This is a genomic window from Aquitalea pelogenes, from assembly GCF_041914625.1.
GTDB lineage: Bacteria > Pseudomonadota > Gammaproteobacteria > Burkholderiales > Chromobacteriaceae > Aquitalea > Aquitalea pelogenes.
Window position 1 is genome coordinate 63,152 of record NZ_JAYSDA010000001.1, and the last position, 18,377, is coordinate 81,528.

An 18,377-nucleotide genomic window follows, 5' to 3' on the forward strand; every position below is an offset into this window, starting at 1 on the left:
GGCAATGCTGAGGTTGCCCGCTGCATACAGGGTGCCGCTATTGCTGACAGAACTGCGGGCCCGCACGGTGGCCGTGCCGTTGTCAGCCTCGGTGGTGCCGCTATTGCTAAAGCCGTTGCTGGCGGTCAGGCTGAGTGAGTCGGCCTTCAGCGTACCCGCATTGGTAACGGCGGAGCCAGACAATGTCAGGGCACTGCCGGACTGGATGAAGCTGGCACTCTCATTGATGAGATTGCCGGAATTAGCCAGGCTCAAATCCCCCGCTGCCAGCAACTTGCTGCTGTTGTCGGTACTGGCGGCGGACAGGCTCATGGCCTGGGCGGATTGCAGGGTGCCGCTATTGGTCAGCGCGCCGGACAAGGTAATGCTGTCGGTGGCGCTGTGATCGCCGGTACTCACCAGCCAGGTCCCCTGGTTGTAGAGGCTGGCAAGGCTGAGGGTACTGCCGGTGGCAGCCTGTACCCAGCCGCTGGCGGTATTGGTAGAGGCAGCGGCCTTCAGGTTCAGGCTGGCATCGGACTGGATGGTGCCGCTGTTGCTGAAGGATTCGGTGGCGTTGCCTGCTGCATCGGCAATGCTGAGGTTGCCCGCTGCATACAGGGTGCCGCTATTGCTGACAGAACTGTCGGCCCGTACGGTGGCCGTGCCATTGTCTGCCTCGGTCGTGCCGCTATTGCTAAAGCCGTTGCTGGCGGTCAGGCTGAGCGAATCGGCCTTCAGCGTACCCGCATTGGTGACTGTTGCACCGGATAAGGTAAGAGTACTGCCGGACTGGATGAAGCTGGCGCTCTGGTTGGTGAGGTTGCCGGTATTGGCCAGCCCCAGGTCGCTGGTGGCCAGCAGCTTGCCACTGTTGGTGGTGCTGGAGGCGGACAGGCTCATGGCCTGGGCGGATTGCAGGGTGCCGCTATTGGTCAGCGCGCCGGACAAGGTAATGCTGTCGGTGGCGCTGTGATCGCCGGTACTCACCAGCCAGGTCCCCTGGTTGTAGAGGCTGGCAAGGCTGAGGGTACTGCCGGTGGCAGCCTGTACCCAGCCGCTGGCGGTATTGGTAGAGGCAGCGGCCTTCAGGTTCAGGCTGGCATCAGACTGGATGGTGCCGCTATTGCTGAAGGATTCGGTGGCATTGCCTGCTGCATCGGCAATGCTGAGGTTGCCTGCTGCATACAGGGTACCGCTATTGCTGACAGCACTGCCTGCCCGCACGGTGACCGTGCCGCTGTCCGCGCTCATTGCGCCTGCATTACTGATGCTGGTGCCTGCGCTCAGCGCAAGATTACCCCCGGTGGTTTCCACGCCCTGGTTGCTGTCACTGGCGGTGCTCAGTTGGCCTGTCGCGGACAGTGTCATGTCCTGGCTGCTTTTCAGCTGGGCCTTGCCAAGAGCAAGATCACCACTGCTGGTGCCAAGCTGAAGTGCCTGGCCGCTGTACAGCACTGCTCCCAGGCTGCCGATGGTCAGACTGCCGAAGCTTGCCTGCCATTGGCCTGCGCTGCCCCACTGGGTGCCATTGATATTGCTGTCACCGCTGAAGGTGGCCGTGAAGTTACCACCGGCGTAGCGGCGGTTGTTATTGCTTTGACTGTTGCTGTCGGCCGCATCGGTCAGTGTGGCGCCGCTCAGGCTCAAGTCCTGTCCTGCGATGATGGCACTGCCAGTCACACCCAGGTCGTCATGGGCTGCCAGTGTCAGATTCTGGCCCGAGCTGATACTGCCCGCATTCACTTGCAGGGAGGAACCGCTGCCATTGGCGCTGACATTGACATTGCCGGTGGCCGATACCTTGTTGTTCAGCAGGATGCTGCCTTGTGCGGTCAGGGTGAAGTCGCCGCTATTGGCCGCGGCATCGCCCAGCATGCGCACGCCCACCCCGGCTTCAGTCGATACCAGGAAAATGCGGTTGGCGTACATGCCGCCCAACGCTGCGGTATCAATGGCATAGCTAGGCGCTGCGCCCTGCGGTGTGGTGCTGCCGGTGATGCTGCGGCTGGCGTAGTCCCAGCGATTGGGGCCGACATAAACGCCAAAGTCCGGCACATTCACCTGGCCACTGATGCTGACCGAGCGGCTGACCAGGTCGAGAATCTGCTGGGCAGAAGCGTTGATGCCGCTGCCATTGATCAGGATGTCACCCTGGGTGACGTTGAAGCCGGACAGGCTGCCGTTGCCGCCCAGTACCGGCAGGCCGGTGCTGAGGGTGACGCGATTGGTGTTGATGAAACCGCAGCCGGAGCAGGTAATGCCGTTGGGGTTGGCCACCACCACATCGGCGCGGCTGCCCAGCACTTCGGTAAAACCTGCCAGGGTGCTGCGATTGCTGCTGACCACCTGATTGAGAATCAGGCTGGCTTCATTGCTTAAGTTGATGTTGGCATACACCTGACCGGCCAGCTGCGACTGACGCGTTACCTGGCTGGTGTTGGCATTGTTCAGGATCAGGCCCTGGCTGTTGACGTTGTACTGGGTGTACTGGTTGTTGGACACCCCGGCAGCATTGGCGGTGGCAATGTCAACGACAGTGGTGCCATTGGGTGCGACATAGCTGCGCGTGTTGCTGCCGGTGGGTATGGCCGTGGGTGAGGGCTGCGCAGCTTGTGCCAGCAAACTGGCACCCAGCAGGGACAGGGTGGCGGCACTTCTGACCGTGGCGGAACGCGGGCCGCTGCTGCGGGCGATTTCGGCGGCGGCCATCCAGCAGGACTTGCCTGCATTCCAGACGAGGCGATAAATCTTGTTCATGGCAAGTTCCTTACAGCGATGCCGAGACGCGGAACCAGGTTTGTGCCGGTTCGCGGGTCATGGATTCAGGGAAGGCGATCGGGGTGGAGCGGAACAAATCCCAGCTCAGTCCGCGCCACTGCACTTGCAGCCCGGCGGCGGCACCGGTCAGGCGTCCCCCTTGAAGATCGGCATTGCGGTTGCTTACCCAGCCTGTGTCCAGCGCAACATAAACCTTGCCGTTGAATGTCTCCGTGCCAATGACGAAGGGATGTTGCCAGGACAGGTCGTTGCGCCAGTAGTAACCGTTGTCTCCCGACAAGGTGTTGTTGACGAAACCACGCACCGAATACAGACCGCCAATCATCACTTGCTCGGAACCGTAAAGGGTGGAAAAAGCCTGCTGGCTGAAAATTTCACCGTCATAGCTAAAGTGCTGGCTGCCCAGTTCCAGCGGAACATGCAGACGGAAATCCAGCGTCATCTTCTGGAACTGCGCGTGCGGCTGATCGCCAGGCAGAATGCCCGAGTCGTGCATGGCACCAAATTCGGCCAGGCCACGGGCATAGTCCAGATCGGCATTCAGATAACTGCGGCCAACGGTAGTGGACCAGCTGGTTTTCAAATCAAGCACGCTCAGCTTGCGGCTGCTCACCGTCAGGTACTGGTCGGCAAAATAATTGCGCGCATCCTTGGTGGTCAGGCTGGCACCAACACTGAAGCGGCTGTCATGGTCGCGATACACCACCTGGTTCCAGCCGAAAGTCGCCGTCTTGTTACTGCCGGTGGCGGTCTCATGGGTGCCACTGGGCAGCGTCAGCACATTGTTGTACTTGGAACGGTTCACATCCACGCTGAAGGTGTGATAACCCAGCGGCAGCGACAGGTTGAAGTCGTCGGCCAGCGAAAAGTGATCGCCGTTATTGTCCGGCAGCGATTCACGGTGTGTGTAAGAAAACAGTTCGTTGAAGCCGGCCAGGCTGTCCAGCGTGACCGTGGCTGAGCCTTCGTTGGCACCGGTGCTGACCGCGCCCTGATTATCATAAGTGGCAAACAGGTGGATCGGGCGGGTTGGCGCATTACGCACCAGCACCACGCTGTCACCGGGCACACTGCCAGGCTGGATATCCAGCTTGGCATCGTTGGATTGCAGGCGGTTTATCTGGTCTATGCCCTGCTCCAGATCGCGTAAATTCAGCGTCTTGCCCTGCAGGAAGGGAAAAGTATTGTTGACCGAAACACTATGCTTGCCACCATCCTCGATCTTGATGGATTCAATACGACCTTCCACGACCACAATGTGCAAGGAACCGCTGCGTAAATCCTGTGCGGGCAGATAGGCACGGGCAGAAATATAACCTTGATCAATATAGTCCTTGGTGATCAAGCCAAGTATTTCACTGATTTGTTTGCTTCCCAGGCATTGGCCGGCAAAGCGGGTATCAATGGCCTGACGGGTAGCCTGACCAAGTTTGGGACTGTTTTCGATCAGGATGCGGCTGATGTCGTGGCATTTGCCGCTCTGGCTGCCAGCAGGAACCGTTGGCTGAATGGCTTTCAGATTGACCCCGCCAGGCGCAATCGCCCGCTGTGCATCTTCGCGGTCTAGCAATAATTGCTGCTGCTGGCGTTGCTGGATGATTTCAGCCTGACGCGCTGCGATATCGGCATCGCTTGCTGCTTTGGCGGGCTGATGAAAGGCAAAACAAGCTCCAAGGGCCAGGCTGACACTGGCCGGGAGACGATGGCGTCGCATGTATACACTCCCCGCAAACATGACTTTGTTTTATTTGAATTCGTACTGTTCCCATTTTGAATAAATGGGTATTTATTAGTTGTTGTAATGATAGCAAATGTAAATTCGGTTAAATATTTTTTTATCATTTTTTCATCTGCTAGCAGCAGCCTGCTCTGCTAAACATTAAATGTTATTAAATGCTAAATTAGAAAATTATTAAATTTACTGTGTTTATTTGTTTCAGTATCAGGAATATCCGAAGCAAGCAAAGCAAAAAGCGCAGAAATCGGGTGTAGGCTGATAGCTGCCATGCAGCTACAGGAGCCCTGTCCACTCTGGCAGGCAGCTGTTTACAGAAGGTAAAGATAAGATCATTGCCCTGAGCCCCAAGACGGGCTATAGCCAAATCAAGGACGGCGCATGGCGATCAATGACTGGCCGGAAGAGGAAAGACCGCGCGAGCGACTGCTGTTGTTTGGCCCGCAGGCATTGAGCGATGCCGAGTTGCTGGCCATCTTCCTGCGCACCGGCATCAAGGGAATGACGGCGGTGGACATGGCCAGGCATTTGCTGGCCGAGTTTGGCTCGCTTGCCGCGCTGCTCAATTGTGATCTGGCAGCGTTTGAGCGTTGTCCCGGACTGGGCGCGGCAAAATATGCCCAGTTGATGGCCAGCAAGGAACTGGCGCGCCGCGCACTGGCCGAAGAAATGAACCTGAGTGATGCGCTGAGCAGCCCGGATGCGGTCAAGGACTATCTGCGCTGGGTGATAGGCCGGCGTGATATCGAAGTATTTGTGGTGCTGTTCCTCACTGCGCAGCACCGGGTGATTACGGTGGAGGAGGTGGCTAGCGGTACCTTGACGGAAACCAGGGTCTACCCGCGTGAAGTGGCGCGTCGCTGCCTGCAGCACAATGCGGCCGCGGTGATTGTGGCGCACAACCACCCGTCCGGGGTGGCAGAACCTTCGGCGGCAGACCGGGCGCTGACCGGCAGCCTCACGCAAACCCTTGCCCTGGTGGACTGCCGTTTGCTTGATCATTTTGTGGTAACGGGCAGCCAGGCGGTGTCGTTCGCCGAACGTGGCTGGCTGTGATGAAGGGTGCGTACTGATGCTGCATCGGCCTGACAGTGCTGTGGCGGCAAACGGTTGCATCACTGCAGGTGACTGTCGGCTGTGACCTTGTCTCTCAACTGCATTACACGGAGGCTGCCATGAACATCCTGCGCTTGCTCAATGAGTCTGATTACATTCAGGTCAACAACCAGTTCATCAAACCCGATCAACACGGCGCATCGGAAGAATTTGCCGACGAAGACGACATCGTGCTGGAGGCGCATGTCGATGGCCAGGACCTGGTCCTGACGCTGGGTGAGCTGGAAGACGCCACGCCACTGGCTGATGGTGGATTCTGGCTGGAAGGCGTGGGCTATCTGCGTTTTCTGTCACGGCAGAGCCTGCATTGAATCTGTTGGTCGTGTGCATGTCCGGTCCGGATGCCAGGTGTTTTCCTGCCGTGTGCCTGCTGTTTGATTTGTCTCAAATCCGGGTTCGAAGTCAGCTGCTAGAGTATGCGCTCTTATTCTAAGGGCATAATCAGCTGCCTGGCTTCGAGGGTGAAATGGAAAAATACCGAATCGGCATGATTGGCGCAGGTGTCACTGGCACTCCTTTGTTGCGGCAATTGCTGGATGCGCCGTTTGTTGAGATGGTGGGTGTGGCTGATCTGGATCTGCGTCTGCCCGGTATCGCGCTGGCGCGCGAGCGCGGTGTTCCGGTGACCAGCAACTTCATCGAGATTGCTGAACAGGGCGATCAGGTGGACATCATCATTGATGTCACCGGTTCGCGTAAGGTACGGGAAGATTTGCGTCGTTTCATGCAGTTTTCCGGTAATAGCCATACCGTGATCGTGCATGAGCGCATCGCCTTGCTGATGATGTCACTGGGCGCTGGTACGCAGGTGGAAACCCAGCACGAGGAAATGGGCTACTGAGCCTGCGCTTACAGCAGGCATGCAAGACAAACCCGGCTTCGGCCGGGTTTTTTGCATTTCACGGCATAAGGGGCTTGTCAGCCAAAACCGCGCTGTTTCAAGGCCAGGTACAGCATGCCGGCGGTAATGGCGTCGTTGAGCGCGTCGTGACGTGGCAGGGCCGGTACTTGCAGGTCGGCAATCAGCTCGGCCAGCCGCAGGTCGATGTAGGCACCGGGGTTTTGCTTGAACTTGTAGTCGTAATAGCGGCCGGAGACTTCGATCTGCCGGTTGGGCAGGCTGATGCCGGTGATGCCGCGCACATACTTGTTGAGCACGGCCACATCGTATTCCAGGTAATAGCCCACCAGCGGTCGCCCGCCGATGAAGTCCAGCAATTGCCGTACCGCGTCGTCAGCATCCAGACCTTCCGACACATCCATGGGTCGCAGCCCGTGAATGCTGATATTGCGGCTTTCCAGCTTGCGCGTGGGTTTGACCAGCACATAAAAAGACTGGCTGGACAGGATGCGGTTGCCGCGCAGCTTCACTGCGCCAATCGACAACAGCTCGGCTTCCTGCACTTTCAGGCTGGTGGTTTCGCAGTCCACGCTCACCACCTCCTGCGTGTCATCGACAAACAGGCTGGCATAGCGCGGGTCTTTCAGCATGCGGCGCTGCCACTGGCGTTTGAGATTGCCCAGCATCAGAAGCTCCCCAGGCGGAAGTGATGACGCAGCTGGGTGCGGAATTTCTTCACCACCGCCAGGGCATCTTTCAGCAGGTCGCGTTCCAGTGTGGAGAGTTGGTCCGGTTCAATCTGGTTGCCCGGCAGTTTGCCCAGCGACAGCTGCTGCAAACCCTGGCTCAGTTTGAGCGTAAGCAGGAAGGACAGCGATTCGGCAATTTCAATGGCCAGTTCCTTGTCCAGATGACCGGCTTCGGCCAGTGCGTGCAGCCGGTCGAAGGTGTTGCACTGGCTGATTCCGTGTTCCAGCGAAAGCGAGCGCACGCCATGCACCAGCGGGAAAATGCCGCCTTTTTTCAGGTCCAGCATGGCCTTGCCGTTACGCTCCTTGGTCAACAAGTGAGAGAACAAGCCCAAAGGGGTATCGAACTGTTCGATGGCGCGGGCAAAGCGGGAGAAAAAGCTGGCATCGTCGCGCAATTGTTGCAGCAAATAGGCATGGCTGCGTTCCAGCAGGCTGGCATCGCCGGCGACGGCTTCGGCATCCACGTAAATGGCCAGGTTCATCAGCGCGGCACCGTCCGGCTGGTACACCCATTGGTGAATCTGCTGTTGCAGCTGGCTTTCGGTCAGCCGCCAGGCTGCATTGTTGACCATGATCTGGCCCTGGCAGGGCGGGTAGCCAAAGCGTGCCAGTGCGGCGGAAAAGGCTTCGCAGATGGCGGGCAGCTCCGGGTGGTTGAAGCCGTTGCGCAGGATCAGCGCATTGTCCTGATCGGTCTTGAGAATCTGCTCGCCACGTCCTTCCGAACCCATTACCAGCAGACAGCTGTTGTCCTGCACTTCTGCCGGGGCCAATAGCTGCCAGGTGCGGGAGAACAGCCGGGCATTGAGCGTTTGCACCAGCCGTCCCAGTTGCGGCGCTTTCACACCGTGGCTGAACAGGATTTGCACCAGACGGGTGATCTGCCCGGCGATTTCCGCCAGCTCGTCCAGCGTGTCGGCGCGCTCCAGCCGCTGGGCAATCAGGTGCGAGTGGTTGGAGAAGTAGGACAGGATGTCCACCTGCGACAAAATGCCGATGGCCTGGCCATTGTCGGTGACCACCAGGCGGCGGATATTGCGCCGGGTCATGATCAGCAGGGCGTTGAACAGGAAGTCACCGACATCGACGGTCAGCAGTTCGAAGCGGCACAGCGTGGCCAGTGGCGTGCTGCCGGGAACCTCGTTCAGCACGATGTCGCGAAAATCGGTGGTGGTGAAAATGCCCAGCTTGCCCTCATGGCGTACCAGTACCGATTTGACCTTCTTGTCCTTCATCACCCGCGCCGCTTCGCGCACGCTGGTGCTGCCGTCCACGAATACCGGGGTGCGGCTGCCGACGTCGCGCACCGTGGCGGTGAGCAGGGTTTGCAGTTCGCGGTTGCCGGCGCGCTGCGCCATGCTGCCGAATTTTTCCGACACGCTGGCATAAAAGTACGCGCCAAAACGCGGGTTCTGTTCGGTCAATGCCAGCACCACGTCGCGTGGCAGGGTGTAGAGCAGGGCTTCCTCATGTACCACAAAGCGGTGCGGCGTCTGCCCGGCCACCATGGCTCGTGCGTCGAAGGTATCGCGTTCGCGGTAGAGGGTGATGACTTCGTCGCCTGCCATTTCACGCACGCTGCCCTTGAGCACCACGTACAGGGCATCTACCCGGTCGCTGGGGCCGAGCAGGCATTCTTCCTCGGCAAAAAACTGGATGTCGGCGTGTTTTTCCAGCGTTTGCTGTTCGCCGGGCGTCAGGGTGTCGAAGGGCGGATGGCTGAAGTCAAAACGGCTCATGATGTCTCTCCGGTGGCGCTATTGTTATCCATCTTGCAGAAGTGGCCTTTCAAACAGCATAACGCGGAAGTGACGGGCCGCAAACGAAAAAGCCGTTTCCACTGGAAACGGCCGAGCATTGCGATAAACCCCTTGTCTTCAGTTGCCGCTGGTCAGCAGCGGTGCGCCGTCACGGAACAGCAACAGCTGGCCGGGCTGTAGCTGGGTCCAGCTTTCGTTGTCGGTCAGCGGCTGGGTGGCTACCACGGCCACGCGGTCGTACGGCGTGGTGACGGTGGAAAAATCCACGGTGACATCGTCGTCCACCAGATGGGCCTTGTTGAACGGCGCCTGGCGGATGATGTAGTGCAGATTGGTGGCGCAGTGGGCAAACAGCACTTCGCCATTGCTCAGCATGAAGTTGAATACGCCGTGCTGGCGGATTTCAGCCGCCAGCCGGTCGATTTCGGCAAACAGCTCATCCAGCTGCGGTGCGCTGCACCACTTGCTGCGCAATTGCTCCAGCAGGTAGCAAAAGGCGCGTTCCGAGTCGGTGGTGCCCACTGGGTTGAAGTGGCAGCCGGCTTCGGGCTGGAAGGTTTTCAGGTCGCCATTATGGGCGAAAATCCAGTACTGGCCCCACATCTCGCGCATGAAGGGGTGGGTATTGGCCAGATTCACCTCGCCTTGGGTGGCCTTGCGGATGTGGGCGATGACGTTTTGCGACTTGATCGGGTAATTGCGTACCAGATGGGCGACGGCGGATTCCACCGAGGGCTTGTCGTCCAGAAAGATGCGGCAACCCTTGCCTTCAAAAAAGGCAATGCCCCAGCCATCGGCATGGTGGTCGGTGAGGCCGCCACGGCGGTGGAAGCCTTCAAAGGAAAACAGGATGTCGGTGGGGGTGTTGCAATTCATGCCTAATAGCTGGCACATGGGGTCATCACTCGCTGCTATGGGGTGTTTCGGGGGTGTCGGCCGGGCTGTCCTGGCGTCCGGGGTGTTCCGAGCATAGTCGATTCATCCCGCAGCGACAATTGTCCGACACCGGGCCGGGCAGCTTAGCCATGCGGTGGACAACAGGCTCTGATCAGGATCAGACATGCTGAGGGTTCACTCCCCCAGTGTCACCAGGCCGTTTTCTCCCAGGTTGGCCCCCATGTCGGAGGCCAGCTCTCCCACCCGCACCAGCGCCCGCTCGTAGGCTTCGTTCCACGGATAGCAGCAGGACAGCCGCAGGCAGTTGCGGTAGCGGCCACGTGCCGAATACATCACCCCGGGCACCACGGTAATGCGTTCGGCCAGCGCGGCGTGAAACAGCTCCAGCGTATCCACCCCGGCGGGCAGTTCCACCCACAGCAGGCAGCCGCCGGAGGGCAGGGTGGCGCGGGTACCTTGGGGAAAGCGGCTGGCCACCGTGCCACGCAGTCGTTCCATCTGGCTCATGAAATGGCGGCGGATCAGCCGCAGGTGATGGTCGTAACCGCCGCTTTCCAGATATTCGGCCAGGGTTTCTTCCAGCAGCCGTGGCTGCCCCAGCGAGCTGGCGCATTTCAGTTGCAACACTTCGCGGGCAAAGCGCCCGGCGGCAATCCAGCCAATACGAAAACCCGGTGCCAGTGTCTTGCTGTAGCTGGAGCACAGCAGCACCCAGCCATCGCGGTCGAAGGCCCTCACCGCATCCGGCGTTTGGCTGCCGTAGTGCAGGTCGGCGTGTGGTGCGTCCTCGATCAGCGGAATGCGGTAGTCGTTGACCAGTTGCGCCAGCCGGCGCTTGGCTTCCGGCGGCATGGTGCTGCCCAGCGGATTGTGCACGGTGGGCATGGCCACGATGGCTTGCAGCCGCTTTTCCGACAGCAGCAATTCCAGTGCATCCAGCGACAGCCCGCTATTGGGGTGGGTGGGAATCTCGATCACCGACAGGCCCAGGCTTTTGAGCAAGGGCAGCAGGTAAAAATAGGTGGGTGATTCCAGCCCCACCGTATCACCCGGCTTGCACACGGCGCGCAAGGCTAGTTGCAGCGCTTCGGAGCAGCCATTGGTGATGACGATATCGTCCGGTGCCAGCACGCAGCCCCAGCTGACGGCGCGCTGGGCAATCTGGCGGCGCAAGCGGGCCGAGCCGGGCGGGAAGGGGTAGTCGGTGGTCAGCTCCGGTTGCTGGCGTAACAAGCGCCCCATGATGTGCTTGAAGCGGTTGGTGGGGTAGAAGTCGCTGCCGCGCGGGCTGGCCAGCGACAGGTCGATGAAATCGGCAGACGTCTGTACCCGCATCACCGCTTCGATATGGTCCACCACTTCGCCGGTGGGGGCGGCCTCGCTCTGGCGGCGCATGCGTGGCAAGGGCAGGCTGGCAGCGGCTTTGACATAAAAGCCGGATTGCGGCCGTGCTTCGATAAAGCCGCGGTCTTCCAGCGTGCGGTAGGCCAGCAGGATGGTGGACGGGCTGACCTTGTGGATGTCACAGGCCTTGCGGACAGAAGGCAGCCGTTCGCCGGCCTGCATCACGCCGTTCTGGATCAGCGTGATCCATTCATTGACCAGCTGCTGGTAGAGCGGCTCCTGATTCATGGTGCATTCCTTGGGCGGCGGACGGCTGTCCGGCACAGTTTTTGGCAAAGTGGACCATAACAGTTTGTAGATTGTAAAACTGTTATGGTCTCAATTGTATTTTTCTGAATCTGTTATTGTCCAGTCGCTTTACGTACCATGACAGCATCAAAAACATGGTGCGGTGGCAGGGTTTGCCTGTCGGGCCACAAGCCGGATTACGGCAAGCCTGTCCACCGACAGCACTGCCCTGGAGTTGTCATGAATCTTGTTGCCCTGGTTACCTATCTGCTGGTGATGTCCATCACCCCCGGCCCCAACAATCTGGTGCTGGCCTCGTCCGGCGTCAATTACGGTTTCAGCCGCACGCTGCCGGCCTTGCTGGGCATGGCACTGGGACTGGCCGTGCAGATCGGCCTGATGACGGTATTCCTGGGGCAGGTGGCAGGGCTGATCAGCAGCGTGCAGCTGTATCTGGCACTGGCCGGCTGCAGTTATCTGTTGTGGCTGTCCTGGGGCATGGCGCGGGCAGGCGCGGTGGACAAGGCTGATGGCGCGACAGCGCCGATGGGCTTTAGTGGCGGCTTGCTGTTCAACTGGCTCAACCCCAAGGTGTGGCTGATGGGTTTCAATATTGCGGTGGTGTTTTTGCCCAAGCATATGGATCCGCTGGCTGCCGGCCTGTTGTTTGCCCTCATCACCTTTGCCGTGGGCCTGCCCTGCATTGCGCTGTGGGCGGGCAGTGGCGTGGCCATTCGCCGCTGGCTGGCCTCGCCGCGGCGCTTGCGCGCCTTCAACTGCGGCATGGCCGCCATGCTGGCCGGTACGGCCTTCTGGCTGATGGCGCAGATGCTGCCTGCTCATATGTTGCCGGTGGTCAGCGCGCTGATCTGATCTGTTCTGTTCTGATCCCTTCCCCGGCCCTCCCTCAGTCTGGTAAGCGGGAGGGCGTGGCCGATAATCCGAGCCCGCATTTGCGGGCTGTTTTGTTGGCGGCGTACAATAGCCCCTTTATTCATCCGGCTGGACCTCATTCCATCATGATCCGTACCCGCTTTGCCCCCAGCCCCACTGGCTATCTGCACATTGGTGGCGTGCGTACCGCACTCTTTTCCTGGGCCTATGCCCGCAAGAACAACGGCGTTTTCGTGCTGCGCATCGAGGACACCGACCTTGAACGCTCCACGCCGGAGTCGGTCAAGGCCATCATGGACGGCATGCACTGGGTAGGCCTGGATTATGACGAAGGTCCGTTCTACCAGACCCAGCGTTTTGACCGCTACAAGGAAGTCATCCAGCAGCTGCTGGAATCCGGCCATGCCTACCGTTGCTATTGCAGCAAGGAAGAGCTGGAAGCCATGCGCGCCGAGCAGGAAGCCAAGGGTGAAAAGCCGCGCTACGACCGCCGCTGGCGTCCGGAAGAGGGCAAGACCCTGCCGGCCATTCCGGCAGACGTGGAGCCGGTAATCCGCTTCCGCACCCCGCTGGACGGCACCGTCGCCTGGGACGACGCGGTGAAGGGCCGTATCGAATTCTCCAATACCGAGCTGGACGACCTGATCATCGCCCGCCCGGATGGCAGCCCCACCTACAACTTCTGCGTGGTGGTGGACGACTGGGACATGCAGATCACCCATGTGATTCGCGGTGACGACCACGTCAACAACACCCCGCGCCAGATCAACATCCTGAAAGCGCTGAATGCGCCGCTGCCGGTGTATGGCCATCTGCCGATGATCCTGAATGAGGACGGCCAGAAGATGTCCAAACGCCGCGACGCGGTGAGCGTGGTGGACTACGCCGACAAGGGCATCCTGCCGGAAGCGCTGCTCAACTACCTGGCCCGTCTGGGCTGGGGCCACGGCGATGACGAATTCTTCGACATGAAGCAGTTTGTCGAATGGTTCAGCCTGGAAGCGGTCAGCGCCTCGGCCAGCCGTTTCAACCAGGAAAAATTCCTGTGGCTGAACGCCCAGCACATCAAGGCCGCTGACAACAGCCGCCTGGCCGCGCTGATTGCCCCGCGTCTGGCTGCCGCCGGTGTGGATACCGCCACCGGCCCGGCTATCGAGGACGTGATTGCGCTGGTGAAAGAGCGCATCCAGGACCTGAACGCACTGGCGCTGGAAGTGGATTACTTCTACAAGAAACGCGAAGCCGCTGCTGCCGACGTGGAAAAGCACCTGGCAGGTGATGCCATTGCCCGCATGGGCCGCTTTGCCGACAAGCTGGCAGCACTGGACAGCTGGACGGCAGAAAGCATCCACGAACTGTTCAAGCCCTTCTGCGCCGAAGAAGGCATCAAGATGGGCCAGCTGGGCATGCCGCTGCGCGTACTGGTGTGTGGCACCACCCAGACTCCGTCGGTGGATGCCGTACTGGCGCTCATCGGCAAGGAAGAAGTGCTGCGCCGCCTGCGCGCCTGATCGGTTTTCGGCTGTGCAAGTGAAAAGCCACCCTGCGGGGTGGCTTTTTTGTGCGCACGGGCAGGGCGTCAGGTCACCGCATGGCGCTGCCGGAACTGCGGCTGATCCCAGCTGGCGCCATCCAGAATGTCGCGCAGGGTTTCCACGGCGTCCCACACGTCAACATGGCGCAGGTAGAGCGGGGTGATGCCAAAGCGCAACACTTCCGGTTCGCGGTAGTCGCCAATCACCCCACGGGCGATCAGCGCCTGCATCACCGCATAGCCTTGCGGGTGACGATAGCTGACATGGCTGCCGCGCTGTGCGTGATTCCGCGGGGTGATCAGGGTCAGCGGATGGTGGCCGCAGCGTTGTTCCACCAGCTGGATGAACAGGTCGGTGAGTGCCAGCGATTTTTCGCGCAGTGCCGTCATGCTGGTTTGCAAGGTGGCATCCAGTCCGCACTCCACCAGTGCCATCGACAGGATGGGCTGGGTGCCGCACAAAAAGCGGCGGATGCCCTGGGCAGGCTGGTAGTCCGCCGCCATGTCAAACGGGCGCGAGTGGCCCCACCAGCCGGATAGCGGTTGCCAGAAGCGGTCCTGATGGCGTGCCGCCACCCAGATGAAGGCCGGGGAGCCCGGTCCGCCATTCAGGTATTTATAAGTACAGCCCACGGCAAAATCGGCCTCGCAGGCATTCAAGTCCACTGGTACGGCACCGGCCGCATGGGCCAGGTCCCAGATGGTAAGGGCGCCATGACGGTGTGCCTGCGCCGTCACTGCCGCCATGTCATGCATGGCACCGGTACGGTAATTGACGTGCGACAGCAGTAGCACCGCCACGTCTTCGTCCAGTGCCTGTTCCAGCGGCAGGCTGTTGTCGATCAGCCGCATTTCATAGCCTTGCTGCAGCAGGTCCATCATGCCCTGGATCATGTACAGGTCGGTGGGGAAGTTGTCGCGCTCGGACACAATCACCTTGCGCTGCGGGAAGGTTTGCTGCTGGATGCGGATGGCGGCGGCCAGTGCCTTGAAGATATTGAGCGAGGTGGTGTCGGTGATGACCACTTCGTCGCTGCCGGCACCGATCAGCCCCGCCAGCTTGTTGCCCAGCCGACGCGGCAGCTCGAACCAGCCGGCCGTATTCCAGCTGCGGATCAGTCCTTCGCCCCATTCTTCGCGCAGCACTTGCAGGCTGCGTTGTTCGGCGGCTCGCGGCAGTACGCCCAGCGAGTTGCCATCCAGATAGATGACATGCTCCGGCAGGCTGAATTGCTGGCGCAGGCTGGCCAGTTCGTCGCTGGCATCGGCTGCCAGACAGTGTTCGCGCGTCAGCATGGTGTTCTCTCCTTGGTAGGTGGTGAACAACATGGTAGCACTGGTGCTATTGTGAATTATTGCAAGTTCTGCTTTCTGCTTGCTGATATTTTGCAGATTATTCGAATTTATAGATTGGTAATGAAAGAAACGTGCAAATGCAACTGGACGCAATTGATCTGCGCATTCTGCGCGCCTTGCAGGATGATGGCCGGCTGAGCAATCAGGACCTGGCCGACCAGGTGGCGTTATCGCCATCGGCCTGCCTGCGTCGTGTCAGGGCGCTGGAAGAGGAGGGACTGATCCGCGCCTACCGTGCCGAGCTGGACGCGGTGGCGCTGGGCTTCGAGCTGGAAGCCATTGTGCAGGTGACGCTGGACCGCAGTCGCGATGATTGGCATGGTGAGTTCCTGCAGCAGATGCAGGCCTTTGAGGAGGTGACGGCAGCCTATGTGGTGACCGGGCCGTGCAATTACATCCTGCAGCTGCGTTGCCGTAATCTGGCGGCGTTTTCCGACTTTATCGTGGAGCGGCTGAACAAGGTGCCGGGCATGCGCGATATCTGCTCGCACATCGTGATGAAAACCCTGAAAGACAGCCGCCATCAGCTTCCGCTCTGATCCGGGTCAGCCATGCACTTGGCGTAACAAAGCCGGTTTATCCTGCAGGTGGATGCTTGCGTGCCGGTCCTGCATTGCCGCTGTCCTGCACCACTTACCTTGGGTGTGAGCAAAAACTCTAGAAAAGTGGATTTTGTGGCGGAGGATGGGGGATAATGCCGCCCAGCCAAACTGAGGTGCATCAAAATGAAGTGTGTTGACGATTTCCGCCTGCGTCTGGGCAAGCATGAACTGGTTCCCATCATGGTGGGCGGCATGGGTGTGGACATTTCCACTGTCGCCTTGTCGCTGGAGGCTGCCCGTCTGGGTGGTATCGGCCATATCTCCGATGCCATGGTGCCCACGGTGACGGACCGTCGCTTCAACACCAAGTTCGTCAAGGACAAGCTCAAGCAGTACAAATTCAACGTCGAGAACGCCGACAAGTCGGTGGTGAAGTTCGACCTGGACATCCTGGCCGAGGCAACCAGGTTGCACGTAGGCTCCGCCATGGACGCCAAAAAGGGCGACGGGCTGATTTTCATCAACTGTATGGAAAAGCTCACCATGAACGCGCCCAAGGAAACCCTGCGCGTGCGTATGCAAACCGCCATGGATGCCGGTATCGACGGCATCACCCTGGCGGCCGGTCTGCATCTGGGCTCTTTCTCGCTGATTGAAGATCACCCGCGTTTCCGCGACGTGAAGCTGGGCATCATTGTTTCGTCCCTGCGCGCCTTGCAGCTGTTCCTGAAAAAGTCGTCCCGTACCGGTCGTCTGCCGGACTACGTGGTGGTGGAAGGCCCGCTGGCTGGCGGCCATCTGGGTTTCGGCATGGACTGGGCGCAGTACGATCTGGCCACCATCGTGGCTGAAATCCGCGCCTGGATGCAGGCCGAACAACTGGATATCCCGCTGATTCCGGCTGGCGGCATCTTTACCGGCAGCGATGCAGTCGGCTTTCTGGAAAACGGTGCCGGTGCCGTGCAAGTGGCCACCCGCTTTACTGTTACCCGCGAATGCGGCCTGCCGGAAAAAGTGCAGCAGGAATACTTCAAGGCCACCGAGGACGACATCGAGGTAAACCAGTTGTCGCCGACCGGTTACCCGATGCGCATGATCAAGTCCTGCCCGGCCATCGGCGATGGCATTCGCCCCAATTGCGAGGCTTACGGCTATCTGCTGGATGCCAATGGCAGCTGTTCGTACATCCAGGCTTACAACCGCGAAGTGGCAGCCCATCCGGGCGAGCGCCGCATCAAGGTGATGGACAAGACCTGTCTGTGCACTCATATGCGTAATTTCGATTGCTGGACCTGCGGTCAGTACACCTACCGCCTGAAGGATACGACCCGTCGCAATGAAGACGGCAGCTACCAGATTCTCAGCGCCGAACACGTGTTCAAGGACTACCAGTTCAGCAAGGATGGCAAGGTCGCCCTGCCGGACTGATAAGCTACACAAACCCGGTCTGGCTGGACTGGTAGTGGAGAATGGCGAATCGCTGCGGCGCTTCGCCATTTTTCTTGTTGAAGCGGCACTGGCAGTAGTATCGTCAGAGCCTGTCTTGTCACTGTTTGAGGATTGCCATGCCGGAACGTCTGGACCCCGCCACCACCGCCCTGATCCTGATCGATTTGCAGCAGGGCATCCTGGGTTTTGCCAAACAGCCTTATGACACGGAACATGTACTGGAACATTCTGCTGCACTGGCCAGGGCATTTCGTGCTGCCGGTGCGCCGGTGGTACTGGTGCGGGTAGGCTGGTCGGCGGATGGTGGTGACGCATTGCAGCTGCCGACCGATCTGGTCCCGCCGGCCACGCCGGTGCCGGACAACTGGCTGCAGCAACCGGCCGAGCTGGAGGTGGCTGCCAGTGATATCCAGATCATCAAGCGGCAATGGAATGCCTTTTACGGCACCGAGCTGGATTTGCAGCTGCGCCGTCGCGGTGTTCGCACCGTGGTGCTGGCGGGCATCTCCACCCATATCGGCGTGGATTCCACTGCCCGTTCCGCCTGGGAGCGCAATTATGCGGTGGTGCTGGCCGAAGACGCCATGAGCTGCCAAGTGCTGGAGTGTCACCAGTTCTCGGTCAAGCATATCTTCCCGCGCCTTGGCCGGGTGCGCAGTACGGCCCAGGTGTTGCAGGCCCTGGGAGCAGGGAAGGATGGCAGTGAGTCGTTATCCGCTTGATCCGAAGCAGATTGAACTGACGGCCATCCGGGCGCAGGGTGCTGGTGGCCAGAACGTCAACAAGGTGTCTTCTGCCATTCACCTGCGTTTTGACGTGATGGCCTCCAGCCTGCCCGATCACATCAAGCAGCGTCTGCTGGCAATGTCTGATGCCCGCCTGAGCAAGGATGGGGTCATCATCATCAAGGCGCAGCAGCACCGGACGCAGGAGTTGAACCGGGACGATGCACTGGCGCGCCTGCAAGCGATGGTGGATGCCGTCTCGCACCAGCCCAAGGCCAGGCTGGCCACCCGTCCCACCTATGGTTCACGTCAGCGCAGGCTGGAAGGGAAATCCCGGCGCAGCGGTATCAAGGCCCTGCGTGGCCGGGTGGATGACTGAGGTGG

Annotated in this window: 16 protein-coding genes; 9 read left to right on the top strand and 7 right to left on the bottom strand. The window is 59.9% G+C overall.

Annotated elements, in window-relative coordinates:
* Both ACE3SE_RS00255 and ACE3SE_RS00260 read right to left on the bottom strand, forming a co-directional pair.
* On the bottom strand, positions 1 to 2,739 hold a 2,739-nt coding region (locus ACE3SE_RS00255), incomplete at its 3' end, for a two-partner secretion domain-containing protein (protein WP_374553168.1).
* Positions 2,740 to 2,749: 10 nt separating this feature from the next.
* Positions 2,750 to 4,474, bottom strand: coding sequence for a ShlB/FhaC/HecB family hemolysin secretion/activation protein (locus ACE3SE_RS00260; protein ID WP_374553170.1), 1,725 nt, complete (start codon positions 4,472 to 4,474; stop codon positions 2,750 to 2,752).
* A gap of 402 nt (positions 4,475 to 4,876) precedes the next feature.
* Between ACE3SE_RS00260 and radC the strand changes: the two genes are divergently transcribed.
* The 3 genes from radC to ACE3SE_RS00275 all read left to right on the top strand — a co-directional run bounded on the left by radC (position 4,877) and on the right by ACE3SE_RS00275 (position 6,452).
* Complete coding sequence (radC, locus tag ACE3SE_RS00265; protein ID WP_374553172.1) at positions 4,877 to 5,551, top strand: RadC family protein; 675 nt, start codon at positions 4,877 to 4,879, stop codon at positions 5,549 to 5,551.
* A 119-nt stretch (positions 5,552 to 5,670) separates the two neighbouring features.
* The gene (locus ACE3SE_RS00270; protein WP_045845258.1) at positions 5,671 to 5,922 is read left to right on the top strand and encodes a hypothetical protein; all 252 of its coding nucleotides are present in this window, start codon (positions 5,671 to 5,673) and stop codon (positions 5,920 to 5,922) included.
* A gap of 155 nt (positions 5,923 to 6,077) precedes the next feature.
* Complete coding sequence (locus ACE3SE_RS00275; protein WP_045845257.1) at positions 6,078 to 6,452, top strand: oxidoreductase; 375 nt, start codon at positions 6,078 to 6,080, stop codon at positions 6,450 to 6,452.
* 77 nt (positions 6,453 to 6,529) lie between these two features.
* Here ACE3SE_RS00275 and ACE3SE_RS00280 read toward each other — a convergent pair whose 3' ends face one another.
* The 4 genes from ACE3SE_RS00280 to ACE3SE_RS00295 all read right to left on the bottom strand — a co-directional run bounded on the left by ACE3SE_RS00280 (position 6,530) and on the right by ACE3SE_RS00295 (position 11,493).
* Positions 6,530 to 7,138 (bottom strand): 3'-5' exonuclease, encoded by a 609-nt coding sequence (locus ACE3SE_RS00280; protein ID WP_062791242.1) that lies wholly within the window; start codon positions 7,136 to 7,138, stop codon positions 6,530 to 6,532.
* Positions 7,138 to 8,943 (bottom strand): putative nucleotidyltransferase substrate binding domain-containing protein, encoded by a 1,806-nt coding sequence (locus ACE3SE_RS00285; RefSeq protein ID WP_374553174.1) that lies wholly within the window; start codon positions 8,941 to 8,943, stop codon positions 7,138 to 7,140. Before ACE3SE_RS00285 ends, ACE3SE_RS00280 begins: the two co-directional genes overlap by 1 nt.
* 138 nt (positions 8,944 to 9,081) lie before the next feature.
* On the bottom strand, positions 9,082 to 9,858 hold the full coding sequence (locus ACE3SE_RS00290) for a class II glutamine amidotransferase (RefSeq protein WP_131359207.1): 777 nt from the start codon (positions 9,856 to 9,858) through the stop codon (positions 9,082 to 9,084).
* Between the two features lie 177 nt (positions 9,859 to 10,035).
* A complete protein-coding gene (locus tag ACE3SE_RS00295; RefSeq protein WP_374553176.1) occupies positions 10,036 to 11,493 on the bottom strand; it encodes an aminotransferase-like domain-containing protein in 1,458 nt (485 codons plus the stop codon).
* A 240-nt stretch (positions 11,494 to 11,733) separates the two neighbouring features.
* Here ACE3SE_RS00295 and ACE3SE_RS00300 point away from each other — a divergent pair, with 240 nt between their 5' ends.
* The gene (locus ACE3SE_RS00300) at positions 11,734 to 12,366 is read left to right on the top strand and encodes a LysE family translocator (protein ID WP_131359209.1); all 633 of its coding nucleotides are present in this window, start codon (positions 11,734 to 11,736) and stop codon (positions 12,364 to 12,366) included.
* Between the two features lie 146 nt (positions 12,367 to 12,512).
* A complete protein-coding gene (gene gltX / locus ACE3SE_RS00305; RefSeq protein ID WP_374553178.1) occupies positions 12,513 to 13,898 on the top strand; it encodes a glutamate--tRNA ligase in 1,386 nt (461 codons plus the stop codon).
* A gap of 68 nt (positions 13,899 to 13,966) precedes the next feature.
* On the opposite strand, the gene kynU is transcribed toward gltX, so the two are convergent.
* Positions 13,967 to 15,217, bottom strand: a complete 1,251-nt coding sequence (gene kynU, locus ACE3SE_RS00310; protein WP_374553180.1) for a kynureninase — start codon at positions 15,215 to 15,217, stop codon at positions 13,967 to 13,969.
* Between the two features lie 137 nt (positions 15,218 to 15,354).
* On the opposite strand from kynU, the gene ACE3SE_RS00315 reads away from it, so the two are divergent.
* The 4 genes from ACE3SE_RS00315 (at position 15,355) to arfB (ending at position 18,372) form a co-directional block, all read left to right on the top strand.
* Positions 15,355 to 15,816, top strand: a complete 462-nt coding sequence (locus tag ACE3SE_RS00315; protein WP_045845250.1) for an Lrp/AsnC family transcriptional regulator — start codon at positions 15,355 to 15,357, stop codon at positions 15,814 to 15,816.
* Positions 15,817 to 16,002: 186 nt separating this feature from the next.
* Entirely contained in the window at positions 16,003 to 17,247 is a 1,245-nt protein-coding gene (locus ACE3SE_RS00320; protein ID WP_374553182.1) for a nitronate monooxygenase, read from the top strand.
* Between the two features lie 137 nt (positions 17,248 to 17,384).
* A complete protein-coding gene (locus ACE3SE_RS00325; RefSeq protein WP_374553184.1) occupies positions 17,385 to 17,990 on the top strand; it encodes a hydrolase in 606 nt (201 codons plus the stop codon).
* Positions 17,971 to 18,372, top strand: a complete 402-nt coding sequence (gene arfB / locus ACE3SE_RS00330; protein WP_231588795.1) for an alternative ribosome rescue aminoacyl-tRNA hydrolase ArfB — start codon at positions 17,971 to 17,973, stop codon at positions 18,370 to 18,372. Before ACE3SE_RS00325 ends, arfB begins: the two co-directional genes overlap by 20 nt.
* Positions 18,373 to 18,377: the final 5 nt, after the last annotated feature.